12 protein-coding genes are annotated in these 14,397 nt (G+C 73.4%); 5 read left to right on the top strand and 7 right to left on the bottom strand.

Features of this window, described 5'->3' with window-relative positions; all coding sequences use genetic code 11:
* Positions 1-99: 99 nt before the first annotated feature.
* The gene (locus OG861_RS29255; protein WP_329192442.1) at positions 100-777 is read left to right on the top strand and encodes a PAS domain-containing protein; all 678 of its coding nucleotides are present in this window, start codon (positions 100-102) and stop codon (positions 775-777) included.
* 98 nt (positions 778-875) lie between these two features.
* Positions 876-1,823, top strand: coding sequence for an SDR family NAD(P)-dependent oxidoreductase (locus tag OG861_RS29260; RefSeq protein ID WP_329192439.1), 948 nt, complete (start codon positions 876-878; stop codon positions 1,821-1,823).
* Positions 1,824-1,856: 33 nt separating this feature from the next.
* Here the strand turns inward: OG861_RS29260 and OG861_RS29265 are convergent, their stop codons facing one another.
* The 4 genes from OG861_RS29265 to gnd form a co-directional block, all read right to left on the bottom strand.
* A complete protein-coding gene (locus OG861_RS29265; protein WP_329192437.1) occupies positions 1,857-4,259 on the bottom strand; it encodes a glycoside hydrolase family 65 protein in 2,403 nt (800 codons plus the stop codon).
* Complete coding sequence (locus OG861_RS29270) at positions 4,259-4,999, bottom strand: beta-phosphoglucomutase family hydrolase (RefSeq protein ID WP_329192435.1); 741 nt, start codon at positions 4,997-4,999, stop codon at positions 4,259-4,261. Before OG861_RS29270 ends, OG861_RS29265 begins: the two co-directional genes overlap by 1 nt.
* A gap of 114 nt (positions 5,000-5,113) precedes the next feature.
* Positions 5,114-6,571, bottom strand: a complete 1,458-nt coding sequence (gene zwf, locus OG861_RS29275; RefSeq protein ID WP_329192434.1) for a glucose-6-phosphate dehydrogenase — start codon at positions 6,569-6,571, stop codon at positions 5,114-5,116.
* Positions 6,572-6,582: 11 nt separating this feature from the next.
* Positions 6,583-7,626, bottom strand: coding sequence for a phosphogluconate dehydrogenase (NAD(+)-dependent, decarboxylating) (gene gnd, locus OG861_RS29280; RefSeq protein ID WP_443056412.1), 1,044 nt, complete (start codon positions 7,624-7,626; stop codon positions 6,583-6,585).
* A gap of 230 nt (positions 7,627-7,856) precedes the next feature.
* Here gnd and OG861_RS29285 point away from each other — a divergent pair, with 230 nt between their 5' ends.
* On the top strand, positions 7,857-8,870 hold the full coding sequence (locus OG861_RS29285; RefSeq protein ID WP_329192432.1) for a hypothetical protein: 1,014 nt from the start codon (positions 7,857-7,859) through the stop codon (positions 8,868-8,870).
* A 100-nt stretch (positions 8,871-8,970) separates the two neighbouring features.
* Here the strand turns inward: OG861_RS29285 and OG861_RS29290 are convergent, their stop codons facing one another.
* The gene (locus tag OG861_RS29290; protein WP_329192430.1) at positions 8,971-9,798 is read right to left on the bottom strand and encodes a TioE family transcriptional regulator; all 828 of its coding nucleotides are present in this window, start codon (positions 9,796-9,798) and stop codon (positions 8,971-8,973) included.
* 58 nt (positions 9,799-9,856) lie between these two features.
* Here OG861_RS29290 and OG861_RS29295 point away from each other — a divergent pair, with 58 nt between their 5' ends.
* On the top strand, positions 9,857-11,059 hold the full coding sequence (locus OG861_RS29295) for an erythromycin esterase family protein (protein WP_329192429.1): 1,203 nt from the start codon (positions 9,857-9,859) through the stop codon (positions 11,057-11,059).
* A 112-nt stretch (positions 11,060-11,171) separates the two neighbouring features.
* On the opposite strand, the gene thpR is transcribed toward OG861_RS29295, so the two are convergent.
* Positions 11,172-11,753, bottom strand: a complete 582-nt coding sequence (gene thpR / locus OG861_RS29300) for an RNA 2',3'-cyclic phosphodiesterase (protein ID WP_329192428.1) — start codon at positions 11,751-11,753, stop codon at positions 11,172-11,174.
* Positions 11,754-12,020: 267 nt separating this feature from the next.
* On the opposite strand from thpR, the gene OG861_RS29305 reads away from it, so the two are divergent.
* Complete coding sequence (locus OG861_RS29305) at positions 12,021-12,854, top strand: helix-turn-helix transcriptional regulator (RefSeq protein WP_329192426.1); 834 nt, start codon at positions 12,021-12,023, stop codon at positions 12,852-12,854.
* Here the strand turns inward: OG861_RS29305 and OG861_RS29310 are convergent.
* The gene (locus OG861_RS29310) at positions 12,826-14,229 is read right to left on the bottom strand and encodes an amidohydrolase family protein (RefSeq protein WP_329192423.1); all 1,404 of its coding nucleotides are present in this window, start codon (positions 14,227-14,229) and stop codon (positions 12,826-12,828) included. The two genes, OG861_RS29305 and OG861_RS29310, sit on opposite strands and share 29 nt — an antisense overlap.
* Positions 14,230-14,397 lie beyond the last annotated feature (168 nt).

Consider the following 14,397-nt stretch of genomic DNA (forward strand, 5'->3'; position numbering starts at 1 on the left):
CGCCGGGGCGGACCCGCACGAGAACTACCTATTCTTGTAGTGGTGTTTTCCGTGCCGGGCCTTGATCGGGGGCAGTTGGCCGTGACAGAGGGAGAGTGCGTGACGCAGCCGTCACCACAGGTGTTGAGCGAGGCGGCCGCGGCCTGGCGGTCACGGTTCGTCAGCCTGTTCGACCGGGCACCCGTGGCCTTGGCCATCAGCGACGCCTACGGTCTGATCCTCGGCGCGAACCCCGCGTTCGCCTCCGCATGGCAGCTCCAGCCGGGAAAACTGGAAGGCCGCCGGCTCCTCGACATCCTCACTCCGACCAACGACCGGCAGCTGCGCAGACTGGACGAGGCCCTGCGCTCGCGCCGCAGGTCCCGCTACCCGGTCGAGGTGAGCTGGCAGGCCCGGGGAACCGCCCGCCACGGCCGGGTCACCGTCGAACCGGTCTCCGACCCCCAGGACGACGTCCCCCGCCTGTTGGTCTCACTGACCGAGGAGCCCGGCGGAGCCCGGCCCGAGCGGTCGCCGCAGGACGCGGCCAACGGCCTGAGCGCACAGGAGGCACGCATCCTGCCGCTCGCCGCGGCGGGGGCGTCGGGATCGGCCATCGCCCGCAAGGTGGGCCTCACCGTCGACGGCGTCAACTACCACCTGACCCGCCTGTGCAGACGGCTCGACGTACCCAACCGCCCCGCCCTGATCGCCCGCGCCTACGTCCTGGGTCTCCTGGACCCCACGGCGTGGCCCCCGCGCGCGACGATGCCGACGGGCACGACGGACCGTCGGTGAGGCGTCGGTGACCCGTCGGCGGCGTGTCGGTGGCGTCTGGAACCGTGGACGGGAGAGCTGCCCGCGGGGCAGCCGCACAACCGCGAGGGAGTCCCGCCGTGTCGTCCACGTCCTCCACCCAGCCCTGGGACGTCCATCGCCCACCGCCCGCCCACGGCAAGGTCTTCCTGGTCACGGGCGGCAACGCCGGCATCGGGTACTTCATCGCGGAGCAGCTGTCCGCCGGCGGAGCCACCGTCGTGCTGGGCAGCCGGAACCCGGCGAAGGCGGAGGCCGCCACGGCCTCGATCCGCGCGCGGGTCCCCGGCGCGCGGGTGCGGACCGTACGGCTCGACCTCGCCGACCTCCCGTCGCTGCGGACAGCGGTGGAAGCACTGGGCGCCGAACGCCTCGACGCGGTGGTCCACAACGCCGGTGTCGCGCTCGACGACCCGCCGCGCAGACAGACCGCTGGGGGGCACGAGCTCATGTTCGCCACGAACCACCTCGGGCACTTCGCGCTGACGCACTGGCTGATGCCCCTGCTGTCGGCCGCACCCGCGGCCCGCGTCGTGACGGTGGGCAGCTTCGCGGCGAAGACCGAGCGGCTCGACCTGGACGACCTGCAGTCCCGGAAGGACTACCAGCCCAAACGCACCTACGGACGCTCCAAGCTGGCACAGATGTACTTCGGCCTCGAACTCGACCGCCGCCTGCGCGCCGTCGGGAGCCGGGTGGCGAGCGTCGTGGTCCACCCCGGCGGCGCGCTGGACTCCCTGACCCCGTCACGGCCGCCCGTCCACGTGCGGACCCCCGGCGCACGGCTGCGCGGGGCGCCGGCCGGCCTCCTCGTCCAGGGCAAGGACGCCGGCGCCTGGTCCGCCGTCCGGGCGGTGCTCGACCCGGACGTGCGCGGCGGACAGCTGTGGGGCCCCCGCGTGTTCGGCCTGCGCGGCCGGCCCCGGCGCGAGCCGGTGTGGACCCACCTCGCCGACACCTCCGCCGCGGCAGGACTGTGGGAGGCGAGCCGTGACCTGACCGGCGTCGACCCCGCCCGCCTTCCCTGAAGCGCGCACCAGCCCTCCGGTCCCTGCCGCGCCTCAGGCCCCGGGGGTGCGGCCCTTGGGCTGGCGGGGTTCGGGGGAGTCGGGCGCCGGGGGAACGGGAAGGTCCGCGGGCGCGCCCGTGGTCAGCCCGACCGGGGTGCCGTGGTGCATCACGGTGAGGGGCCCGCCGGACAGGAGCGTGTAGCGGGCCGTCGCCTGGCCGATGTCGACGCGGATCCGGCGCTCCCTGACGCGGACGTTGAAGGCCAGCCGGGTCAGCGAGGTCGGCAGGCGCGGGGCGAAGCGCACGGGCGCCTGCGGTTCCTCGGCTTGTGGACTCCCGGTCTGCTGGTCCCGAAGGCGCGCGGCGGGGGCCGGACGGGTGCGGCGCAATCCGCCGAGGCCCTGTACCAGGGCGATCCAGGTGCCGGCGAGCGAAGCCATGTGGAGGCCGTCGCGCGTGTTGTGTTCGAGGTCGTCCAGGTCCATCAGCGCCGCCTCGCGGGTGTACGCCCAGGCGAGGCGCAGGTGGCCGGTCTCGGCGGCGAGGACGGCCTGGCAGCAGGCGGAGAGGGAGGAGTCCCGGACCGTCAGCGGCTCGTAGTACGCGAAGTTGCGGACCTTCTCCTCCGCGGTGAACTCGTCCGGGCACGTGAACATGGCCAGGACCAGGTCCGCCTGCTTGACGACCTGCTTGCGGTACAGGTCGAAGTACGGGAAGTGCAGCAGCAGCGGGTACTGGTCCTCGGAGGTGCGGTCGAAGTCCCAGGGTTCCTGGTCGGTGAAGCCGTCGGCCTGCTCGTGCACCTGGAGCCGCTGGTTGTAGGGGATGGCCATCTGCGCGGCCGTGTTGCGCCAGTCCGCGATCTCCTCGGCGTCGACGCCGAGGTCCGGTGCCCGGTCCGGGTGGCGCGCGACGGCGTCGGCCGCGGCGAGCAGGTTCCGCCGGGCCATGGCGTTGGTGTAGAGGTTGTCCCGGGCGACGGCGCTGTACTCGTCGGGGCCGGTGACCCCGTCGATGTGGAAGACGCCGTCGGAGTCGAAGTGGCCGAGCGAGCGCCAGAGCCGTGCGGTGTGCACCAGCAGGTCGAGTCCGGGGCCGCGGTAGAAATCCCGGTCCTCGGTGGCGAACACGTACCGCTCGACGGCCGCGGCGATGTCGGCGTTGACGTGGAAGGCGACGGTCCCGGCGGGCCAGTAGCCGGAGCATTCGGCGCCGTTGATCGTGCGCCAGGGGAAGGCGGCCCCGCCGAGTCCGAGCTGGCCGGCGCGTTCGAGGGCGCGGGGGAGGGTGGAGTGCCGCCACGCGAGGGCGGAGGCGACGGTGTACGGCGCGGTGTGCGTGAGCACGGGCAGGACGAAGGACTCGGTGTCCCAGAAGGCGTGGCCGTCGTAGCCGGTGCCCGTGAGGCCCTTGGCCGGGATGGCGCGGCGTTCGTTGCGCGCGGCGGCCTGGTAGAGGTGGAAGAGGGCGAACCGGACGGCCTGCTGGACCTCTTCGTCGCCCTCCACCTCCACGTCGGCACAGTCCCAGAACTCGTCCAGGCAGGCCCGCTGTGCGTCGAGCAGTCCCTGCCAGCCGGTGGTCCGCGCCCCCGCCAGCCCGCCCTCCACCTGGTCCCGCACGGCGGGCAGGGACCGCTGCGCCGACCAGCCGTAGGTCACGAACTTGACGAGCCCGAGCCGTTGCCCGGGTTCCAGGGTGGCGGTGACGGTCAGGCGGGCGACGTCCGGTTCGCTCTCCGCGGCCCACGCGGTGCCGGCGGGGCCTTCCACGATGTGGTCGGCCGCCACCGCGACGCGCTGCCCGCTGGTGGCCGTGCAGTGGACGAGGCGCAGCCGGGTGCCGTGCGCGTAGTGCTCCTCGGGCAGCAGCGGGGACTCGATGGCGGCGGCCATGCGGGGGTCGCCGGAGGCGGTGGGCAGCTGCTCGTTGGCGACGAGCTCGGACTGCACGGCGATGGTGGCCGGGCCGTTGACGGCCTCGACGGTGTACGAGATCGCCGCGACGGCCCGCTGTGCGAGGGAGACGATGCGGTGGGAGGTCAGGCGCACCGTTCGCCCGGAGGGCGTGGTCCACTCCACGGACCGGCTCAGGACGCCGCTGCGGTAGTCCAGGACGCGTTCGTGCGAGACCAGTTCCCCGTAGCGCAGATCGAAGGGGTGGTCGTCGACGAGCAGCCGGATGATCTTGCCGTCGGTGACGTTGATGGTCGTCTGCCCCGACTCCGGATACCCGTACCCGGCCTCGGCGTAGGGCAACGGGTGGGTCTCGTACACGCCGTTGAGGTAGCAGCCCGGCAGGCCGTGCGGCTCGCCCTCGTCCAGGTTTCCGCGCCAGCCGAGGAGGCCGTTGGAGAGGGCGAACACGGATTCGCTCTGCGCGAGGACGTCGAGGTCGAGGGCGGTCTCCCTCAGCTGCCAGGGCTCGGTCGCGAAGTTCTCATGAGTGATCATCAGCGGTCCAGCAGCTCGGCGAGGTCGGTGACCACGACGTCGGCCCCGTGCGCGCGCAGTTCGGCTGCCTGGCCGGTGCGGTCGACGCCGACGACGAAACCGAAGCCGCCCGCCTTGCCGGCGGCCACCCCGGCCAGCGCGTCCTCGAACACCGCGGCATCGCGCGGGTCCGTACCGAAGAGGCGCGCGGCCGCCAGGTAGCTGTCGGGGGCGGGCTTGCCGCGCAATCCCTGCTCGGCGATCGTGAGGCCGTCGACCCGGTCTTCGAAGAGGTCCTCGATGCCGGCCGCCACCAGCACGTCCCGGCAGTTGGCGCTGGAGGAGACGACGGCCCGCCGCAGCCCCGCGTCGCGCACGGCGCGCACGTAGGCCACCGAACCCTCGTAGGACTCCACCCCCTGCTCGCGGACCGCACGGAGCACGAGGTCGTTCTTGCGGGTGCCCAGACCGTGCACCGTCTCCTGGTCGGGGCCGTCGCCGCTCGTGCCCTCGGGCAGTGTGATGCCGCGGGAGGCGAGGAAGGTGCGCACGCCGTCCTCGCGGGGACGGCCGTCCACGTACTCGTCGTAGTCGTGCACGGCGTCGAAGGGCACGAAGGCCGGGCCCTCGCGGTCGGCCCGCTGACGCAGGTAGTCGTCGAACATCTCTTTCCAGGCGGCCGCGTGGACCTTCGCGGTCCGGGTGAGGACGCCGTCGAGGTCGAACAGGCAGGCGCTGACGTGGTCGGGGAGTCCCAGCATGCCGTCGAGGCTAGGAGGGGACGGCGGCCGGTGCGCACTGCGGCGCCCGCAGGAGGAGCGCGGTCCCCCGTACGGCTGAGGTGGCGTGGCGTTCGGAGCAGCCCGACCGCCGTCTCACCGCCGTTCGGGCAGGTGCCACCGGTAGGGGGCCACGAGGGACCCGATGGCCTCGGGCCCCCAGGATCCGGGGGCGTACGGGGCGACGGGAGGCGGTGCGTCCAGCAGCGGGGCGGAGACCTCCCACAGGCGTTCGATGCCGTCGGAGCGGGTGAAGAGGGACTGGTCGCCGAGCATGGCCTGGAGGATGAGGTGCTCGTACGCCTCCAGGGAGTTCTCCGTGGTGAAGGAGCTGCGGTAGCCGAAGACCATGTCGGCCTCCGCGAGTTGCATGGAGGGGCCGGGCTCCTTCACGAGGAACCGGGCGGTCAGGGAGCCGGGGTCGGCGAAGTCGATGACGAGTTCGTTGGCGCGGCCGTCCGCCGCCTCCCGGGCGTCCAGGGGGAACATGCGCAGCACGGGCTCGCGCAGGCCGAGGGTGACGACGTGCCGGCCCTCGGCCAGCGCCTTGCCCGACCGCAGGTGGAAGGGCACGCCGGCCCAGCGCCAGTTGTCGATGTCGACGCGCAGCGCGACGAAGGTCTCGGTGTCCGAGTCCGCAGCGACGCCCGGCTCGGCGCGGTAGCCGGTGTACTGGCCGCGCACGACGTGCGCGGGGTCCAAGGGCCGCATGCTGTGGAAGACCTTGACCTGCTCGTCCCGCAGCGCCTGCGCTTCGAGCGAGACCGGCGGCTCCATCGCCACGAAGCCCAGCAGCTGGAACAGGTGCGTGACGACCATGTCGCGGAAGGTGCCGGTGCCCTCGAAGAAGTGGGCGCGGCCCTGGATGTCGATCTGCTCGGGCACGTCGATCTGCACGTGGCTGATGTGCTCCCGGTTCCAGAGCGGCTCGAAGAGACCGTTGGCGAACCGGAGGGCAAGGATGTTGTCCACCGCCTCCTTGCCGAGGAAGTGGTCGATGCGGAACACCCGGGACTCGTCGAAGACGGCGTGGACGGCCCCGTTGAGCGCGCGGGCGGACGCGAGGTCCGTCCCGAAGGGCTTCTCGACGATGACGCGCGCGTCCCGGGCCAGGCCCGAGGCCCCGAGCAGACCGACGACGGAGGTGAACGCCACGGGCGGGACGGCGAGGTGGAACAGCCGCCGCGGAGTGCCGCCGACGGCCTGCTCGGCCTCGTGGACCGCCGTCACCAGCGGCTCGGGGGCGTCCGGGTCGGCCGCGCCGAAGGACAGTGCGGCCTCGAACTCCTGCCACGCGGGACCCTCGGGGCGCGAGCGGCCGAACTCCGCCACGGCCTGGCGCGCGTGGACGCGGAACTGCTCGTCGCTCAGCGCTTCGGCCGCCGGCGCCGAGCCGACGATGCGGTAGCGCTGCGGCAGGAGCCCCGCCTTGGCGAGGTGGAACAAGCCGGGCAGCAGTTTGCGCCTGGCCAGGTCACCCGTCGCGCCGAAGAGCACGACCACGTGGTTCGCGGGGCGCGGCTGGGGCCGGTCCTCGGCCGGGTCCGGGTCCATGGCGGCCCTCCTCACGCGTCCGCGCCGGAGCGCTTCTCGGCGTGCCCGCCGAACTCGCTGCGCATGGCGGACAGCACCTTGGCGGTGAACTCACCGAGCCCCCGGGACTCGTAGCGCTGGTAGAGGGCCGCGCTGATGACGGGGGCGGGCACGCTCTCCTCGATGGCCGCGAGCACGGTCCAGCGCCCTTCCCCGGAGTCGGACACCCGGCCCGTGAAGTCGTCCAGCCGCGGGGAGCGGGCCAGGGCGTCGGCGGTGAGGTCGACGAGCCACGAGCCGACGACCGACCCGCGGCGCCACACCTCGGCGACCTCGGCCACGTCGATCTCGTACCGGTAGGCCTCGGGGTCGGACAGGGGGGCGGTCTCGGCGTCGGCGGTACGCGTGCGCAGGCCGGCATCGGCGTGCTCGATGATGGCGAGGCCCTCCGCGATGGCGGCCATCATCCCGTACTCCACTCCGTTGTGGACCATCTTCACGAAGTGGCCGGCGCCGCTCGGCCCGCAGTGGAGGTAGCCGTGCGGGGCGGTGCCGTCGGTACGGGTACGGCCCGGGGTGGGCTCGGCGCTGCCGGTACCGGGCGCGATGGTGCGGAAGAGGGGGCCGAGCCGTTCCACGGGGTCCCGCTCGCCGCCGATCATGAGGCAGTAGCCGCGCTGCAGACCCCAGACACCGCCCGAGGTGCCGCAGTCGACGTAGTGGACGCCGCGCTCGGCGAGGGCCCGGGCCCGGGTGATGTCGTCCCGGTAGTAGGAGTTGCCGCCGTCGATGACGGTGTCGTCGGGGTCGAGGAGCCCGACCAGCCGGTCCAGGGTCTCCTGGACCACGCCCGCCGGCACCATGAGCCACACGGCCCGGGGCCGCTCCAGCCGCTCGACGAGCTCCTCCAGGGAGAAGGCCGGCGTCGCGCCGTCCGCCTCCAGCGCCCGTACGGCATCGGGGCTGACGTCGTTGACCACGCAGCGGTGGCCGTCCCGCACGAGCCGGCGCACCAGGTTGGCACCCATCCGGCCGAGTCCGACCATCCCGAGCTGCATGGGTGCGTCCGATGTCATCGCCGTTCTCCCGTTCTCCCGTTCCTGGCCGCCGCTCCGCGGGTCCGCGGCAGCGCCCGTACGACCCTCCGCCTCCGCGCCCACTCTGCCCGCCGGCCCCGCCCGCGGCACGCCGAACTGCGCCACTCGGCCCCGTCGCCGGTCCCGGGGCACGGGCGGCGGATGACCGCCCCGGGCCGTTGCGGGTGGCGGGCGGGAACCGGACAGGGGCGCCGGCCGTCGTACCGTTCATGATCGACACCACCAACCTGACGGCTGGGCAACTGGCCGACGCCTGGCGGCCCATCCGCGCCACGTCCCCGGCGGACGAGGCGGACCCCCTGGTCCTGGAGTGCGCCCGCAGGCTCATCGCCGACCCGGGCGGGGAACAGGCGCACCTGTGGGTGGCCGGGCTGGTGGCGATGACGGGCTACCTCGCCTGGCGCCCCGGGCCGGCCGCCGAGCGCGCGGCCCGGGGCGCGTTGCGCGCAGCGGCCGAGGTGCTGGGTGAGCGGCCCTGCCCGCACGACAGCCACCCTTACGAGGCCCGGATGGACTCGCTGGAGGACGAGGTGTGGGCCGGCAGAACCAGCCTGGTCGGCGAACGTCCCACCGGCACCGGACCGGTCCTGTGCCCGGGCAACGTGGCGGGATGGGCTCGACTCGCCCTGGACGTGATCGCCCCGTTCACGGTCCGGCGGATACCCGCCGGAGCTCCCGCGTACCACCACAGTCGCATCAAGACCCTCTCGGGGATAGTGAACGACTACCCCTACGACAGTCCCCGCGACGTGCTGGCGGACGAGGCCACCTTCCTGCCCTCCCGGCCGACCCGCGGAGTGCTGGCGGGCTACCTCGTGACGATGCACGCGACCTGCTGGTACGCGGCGTCGGGGCGGATCACCGACCGCTCCGTGCTCGAAGCGATGATCAAGGGCATCGGGGAGGGCGTGCGGTTGCTGGGCGACAGCCCGTGCGACCACGCCCCGGGCGGGCATCCCGATACCGACGATCCGGACTGCGCCGGCAGCGTCGGCTACCTGCTGCGCAGCCCCGGCGGTCGGGCCGAGATGGCCGAGGACCACGGGTGGGGCGACGACGAGGGCGATGACGGGGCGGCCGACGACGAACCCCTGGACGCCTGGGTGTGCCCCGCCTTCCTGCGCGACCTGGCGGACGAGGCCCTCGCTACGCTCACGGACGCTCTGGAGGGTTTCGCGGCGGCGGAGGACGAGGACAACGCCGAGGGGACGCAAGCGCTCTGACACCCCGGCATGAGCGGGCCGCGGACGACCGGAAGCCGGAGGCCTGCGGCCCTCCGGCTCCGCGAGCGGCCCGATCCGGTCCTGGCGCCGCAGGCCCGCCTCATCCGCGCTCGCGGAGGTACGCCTCCAGTGCGGCGGCGCCGGTCAGCATCGCCCGGCCACGGGCGGACAGCCGGCCGTGCCAGTCGTACAGCGCGGACTCCAGCGGCTCCAGCCCACCGGCCGACCGCACTTGGGCGATCAGCGGTGCGATCTGGCCGAGCAGGTAGCCGCCCCGCCTGAGCTGGTGGGCCAGCCGGGCGTCCCGTACGTCGGCCTCGTCGTAGACGCGGTACCCGGTCAGCGGGTCCCGGCGCGGCCGCACCAGCCCGGCGCGTTCCCACTTGCGCAGCGTCGCCGGCCGGAGGCCGAGCTCCTGCGCCAGCGGCCCGATGAACGTGCCTCCCGAGAACGTGCCTCCGGACGCCCACACCCCCGTGCCGCCGGATCCCCACACCCTCGTGCCGCCGGCCCTCGACGCCTTCGCCTCCGCCGAGCGCCCGGACACGGAAGCCGGCGCCAGATCGCACAGGGCGCCCTCCACGGCGCGGAGCGTCCGCCGGTCGTCCAGCAATTGGGCGTGGCTCTCGTCGATCAGGCGGAACGCCTCGTCCGCCGCGTCCTGGTTCACGGCCCGCATGATCGACGCCGACGTCCGGTGGCCGTGACCGGGCACCAGGGCGAGGAACGCCCCGAGGGCCAGCGCGTGCAACGGGGTGTAGGTGCGGTAGCCGTGCGGCGTGCGGCCGGCGGCCGGAAGGATGCCGTCCTCCTCGTAGTTCCTCACGGCCTGCGAGGAAAGACCGTGCTCCCGCGCCAGGTCGATCGGCCGGAGGTACCCGCCGCTACGTCCGCCGCCATGTCCGCCGTTTTGAAGGTTTCGCGCCACGGGCCCCAGGCTATCGGGCCCAAGTTTCAACCGAAGGTTCAACGATAGCGTTGAACCCATGGCAACGGACATCAAAGACACCGTTCACCCCCTCGACGCCGCGGCCGTCATGAAGCTGCTCCCGGTCAGGCCGCGGCTCCTCGCCCTGGGCGAGCCCACCCACGGCGAGGACACCCTGCTCGACGTGCGCAACGCGCTCTTCCGGCAGCTCGTCGAACACGAGGGCTACCGGACGATCGCGATCGAGAGCGACTGCATGAGGGGCCTCGTCGTGGACGACTACGTCACCTCCGGCGCGGGCTCCCTCGACGACGTCATGGAACGCGGGTTCAGCCACGGCTTCGGCGCGTCCGCGGCCAACCGCGCACTCGTGCGCTGGATGCGCGCCCACAACGACGGCCGGCCCGCATCCGAGCGGCTCCGCTTCGCCGGTTGTGACGGCCCGCTGGAGATGACCGGGGCGGCGAGCCCCCGGCAGGCCCTCACCGCGCTCCACGGCTACCTTTCGGCCCAGGTGGACCCGGACCTGCTCCCCTGCACCGCGCAGACGCTCGACCGCCTGCTCGGCTCCGACGACCGGTGGACCGAGTCCGCCGCGATGACGGACCCGGCCCGGTCCGTGGGGCAGTCGGCCGGGGCCAGGGAGCTGCGGCTGCACGCCGACGATCTGGTGGCCCTGCTCGACGCGCAGACGCCGTACCTGATCACGGCGACTTCACGGGAGGACTGGGACCGGGCGCGCCTGTACGGGCGCACCGCCACCGGCCTGCTGCGCTACCACTACTGGATGGCCGACACCTCACCGAGCCGTATGGCGCGGCTGGTTGCCCTGCGGGACCGGATGATGGCCGACAACCTCCTCGCCATCGCCGAACGGGGCCCGGCACTGGTCCACGCCCACAACGGCCACCTCCAGCGCAACAAGAGCACGATGCGGATGGGCGGCCTGCCGCTGGAGTGGTGGAGCGCCGGCGCCATCGCCGGCGCCCACCTGGGCGAGGGCTACGCCTTCCTGGCCACGGCCGTCGGCACGATCCGGCACCGGGGAGTGGACACCCCGGAACCGGACACCGTCGAGGGGCGCCTCTACGCCGTCCCGGAGGACCGCCACGCCGTCGACGCCCGCCGGCTGGCCGGCGTCCTGCGTGACGCACCCCCCGCGCCGCGCGTCTCCCCGTGGTTCGGCTACGCCCCACTCGACCCGGCCCACCTGGAGGACACCGACGGCATCGTGTTCGTCAAGGACCTGCCGCAGAGTTAGGGCGCCTGCCGGCCGGGCCCGAGCGGGTGTCCTACGGGCCCGGCGAGAGCGAGCTGTCCGGCGCCTTCCCCGCAGAGCGCGGAGGCGGCCGCCGCAGGCCCCGTCGAGGGACTCACTGCCCGCGGAGGTCCCAGGCCTCGATGTCGCGGTAGTGGATGGGTCCGGGACCACGGCCGATGTTGCTGCCGACGAGGTGCAGGCGTTCGGCCTGCCACCGTCGACCGGTGAACGCGGCGAGTTCGCCCGCGGCCTTCACCACGCTGTGGGGGTCGTCGCGGCGGGCTCGGGCCAGGGTCAGGTGGGGGCGCAGCGGCCGCTCCTCGAAGGCGATGCCGCACTGCCTGACCACTCGGCGGACTTCGCCGGTGAGCCGGTGGAGCCCTTCGAGGTCACCCCTCAGCCCACTCCACAGCACCCGCTCGTCGAAGTGCCCGCTGCCGTGCAGCGCCAGCTCCACGGGCGGGGTCACGGCGGCGAGTTCCGCAAGTGGCGGCCGCAGGAGCGGAACTGCCGAGACGGGAAGCTCGCCGAGGAACGCCAGGGTGACGTGCCAGTCCTCGATGCGGTTCCACCGCATCCGGGGATACGCCGCGTAGGCGGGCCGCAGCTCGCGCGCGAGCTCTTCCTTCGCGTCGTCGGGCGGGGCGAGCGCTATGAACACGCGCACGGTCGAGGCCTGGGTCTGTTCCTTCACGAAGGACTTAGTACACCACCGCCGACCCACCTGGTGCCGAGGGGGTGCCGAGAGGAGTGGTGAGCCGGGAGAGGGGGTGGGGGCAGGAGGCCCCGGTCCCGGGTCGGGCGGCCTCATCCTCACGAGCCCCTGACGGCAGCGCGGCCCGGGGCCCGCAGGGCGCGCGGCCGACGGGAGGACGGACAGCGGGGGACGACCGGCGGCGGACGGGCGGACGACTGCCCCGTGACAGTGGGCAGTTCCGTCCTGTGCCGTTAGCCTGCCGACGTGAGCAGCAACGATCTCGGCGATTTCCTGCGCGCCCGGCGCGCCCGCCTGCAACCCGCCGACGTGGGTCTCGCCTCCCACGGGGCCCGCAGGGTGCCAGGGCTGCGGCGGGAGGAGGTCGCCGTCCTGGCGGGCATGAACAGCGACTACTACGCCCGCCTGGAACAGGGCCGCGAGCGCAGCCCCTCCCCGCAGATCCTCGACGCGATCGGCGGCGCCCTGCGCATCGACGACGAGGCGCGCGCACACCTGTACCGGCTGGCCGGCACGGCCCCGGACGGTGACCGGCCGCAGCCCGCGGAAAGGGCGGGCGTCGCGCTGCGCCGGCTCCTGGACGGCTTCACCACCCCGGCGTTCGTCCTCAATCCGGCCACCGACTTCCTTGCGGCGAACACCATGGCCAACGCGCTGTTCACCCCGTTCGAGAAGACGGACAACCTCGCCCGCATGACCTTCCTCGACCCGGCCGCACGCGGGTTCTTCGTCCACTGGGACAGCGCGGCCGAGGCGGTGGTGGCGTCCCTGCGCCACGCCACGGGCCTGGACCCGGACTACCGGCGCCTGCACGGCCTGGTCCGCTCACTGGCCGGGGCGAGCGAGGAGTTCGCCGCACTCTGGTCCGCTCATGCCGTCCACGCGAAGACCCGTGACGCCAAGGAGGTCTTCCACCAGGACGTAGGGTGCCTCTCCCTGACCTACCAGACCTTCGACGTCCGCGAAGCGCCGGGCCAGCAGTTGGTCGTCTACGACGCCGAACCGGACAGCCCCAGCGCCCGATCGCTCGATCTGCTCGGCAGCCTCCACGCTAAGCGGCGGCCCGTTCCCGCGGGTTGAGCACGTACGCGCGCGACGCGTGGACCTCGTCGCGCAGCGCGGGCAGGTCGACGTCGAGGACCCGGCCGTCCCACTTGCGGGGCGTGCCATTGACGAGAACGGCGCTGATGTTGCGGGCGTCGGAGCCCAGCACGACGGTACCGACGGCGTCGTTGAGCGGCATGTTGTTGAGGTCCTCGGCCCGCAGGACCAGGAGGTCGGCCTTCTGGCCCGGGGTGAGGGAGCCCGTCACGCCGTGCAGGCCGTTGGTGCGGGCACCCTGGAGGGTGGCGAAGTCCAGGACGTCCCGGGTGGTGATGCGCCGGGGCTGCCGGCCGGTGCCGTACACGGCGTTGACCGCGCGCATCCGCTGGATGGCGTGCAGGGCCCGCATCTGCGTGAACATGTCGCCGGCCAGAGCCACCTCGACGTCGATGCCCAGACCCGGGCGCACACCGGCGTCCAGCGCCTCGTCGACGGCCGGGACCGCGGTCTCCAGGCCGATCTGCGCCTCCGAGGTCGGGGCCAGGGAGACGGTCGCGCCGCTGTCGCCGATCGCCTTCCACGCCTCCCGGGTGAGGCCGGTGGCGTGGATGAGCGTCACGTCCGGGCCGAGGAGGCCGTTGCGGGCCCAGCCGAGTACGGCCTCGGAAGAGGTCTCGCCGAAGACGGCGTCGATGCTGACACCGACTCCCAGGTCCTTCGCGGTACGGGCGAGGGCGGGGCCGTAGGCGAAGTCGGGCCCGGCGATCTCCTCGGTCGCCAGGGCCGCCAGTCGCAGCGTCAGCAACTGGTCTCCGCCCGCGAAGTACCGGTCCCTGAGCCGGCTGAGGTCGCCGGGCCACTGCTCGTCCCAATCGCCGAAGTGCGGGCCCATGGAGGCGTGCACGCCCCGGATGCCGCTGTCGGCCAGGGCCTGGACGGCGGCGTCGGAGTGCTCCGGCGTACGGGAGTTGTGGGAGAAGTCGAGCATGCAGGTGATACCGCTGTCGATGGCGGTCAGTGCGGCGAGCCGCGTCCCGACGTACATGTCCTGTGGCCGGTAGACGGGGGCGTAGCCGGCCAGGGTGGATCGCACGTATGCCCCGAGGTCGTCGACGTCCGGCATGATGCGGCGCAGTTGGGTCTGCCAGGCGTGCCGGTGGGTGTCGACGAATCCCGGGGTGAGGATCGTGCCGGCCGCGTCGACGACCACTGCGCCGTCGGGGTGCAGAGCGGGGCCGAGCGCGGAGATCGTCTCGCCCTCGACGAGCAGGTCGGCGCCGGTGAGGACACCGAGGCCGGGGTCCATGGTGACGATGGTCGCGCCGGTGAACAGGATGCGCCGGGCCGGGTCGGCCGACTGGCGCCGGATCTGTTCGAGCACGGCAACGCTGGTGGTACCGGGGGAGGTCATGGGAGATCCGTTCGTCGTGCCGGACCGCTGGGGTACGGGCGGCCGGCTTGCCCCTCCAGCGTGGGCCGGCCCGGCGACGACAACCAGGACGTGCTGTGCCCGGGTTCCGCGCACCCGGGACCCCACCGGTGGTCCGGGCCGGCCGACGGGAGGCCGGCCCGGACGACC

It is taken from the genome of Streptomyces sp. NBC_00539, assembly GCF_036346105.1.
Taxonomy (GTDB): Bacteria; Actinomycetota; Actinomycetes; order Streptomycetales; family Streptomycetaceae; genus Streptomyces.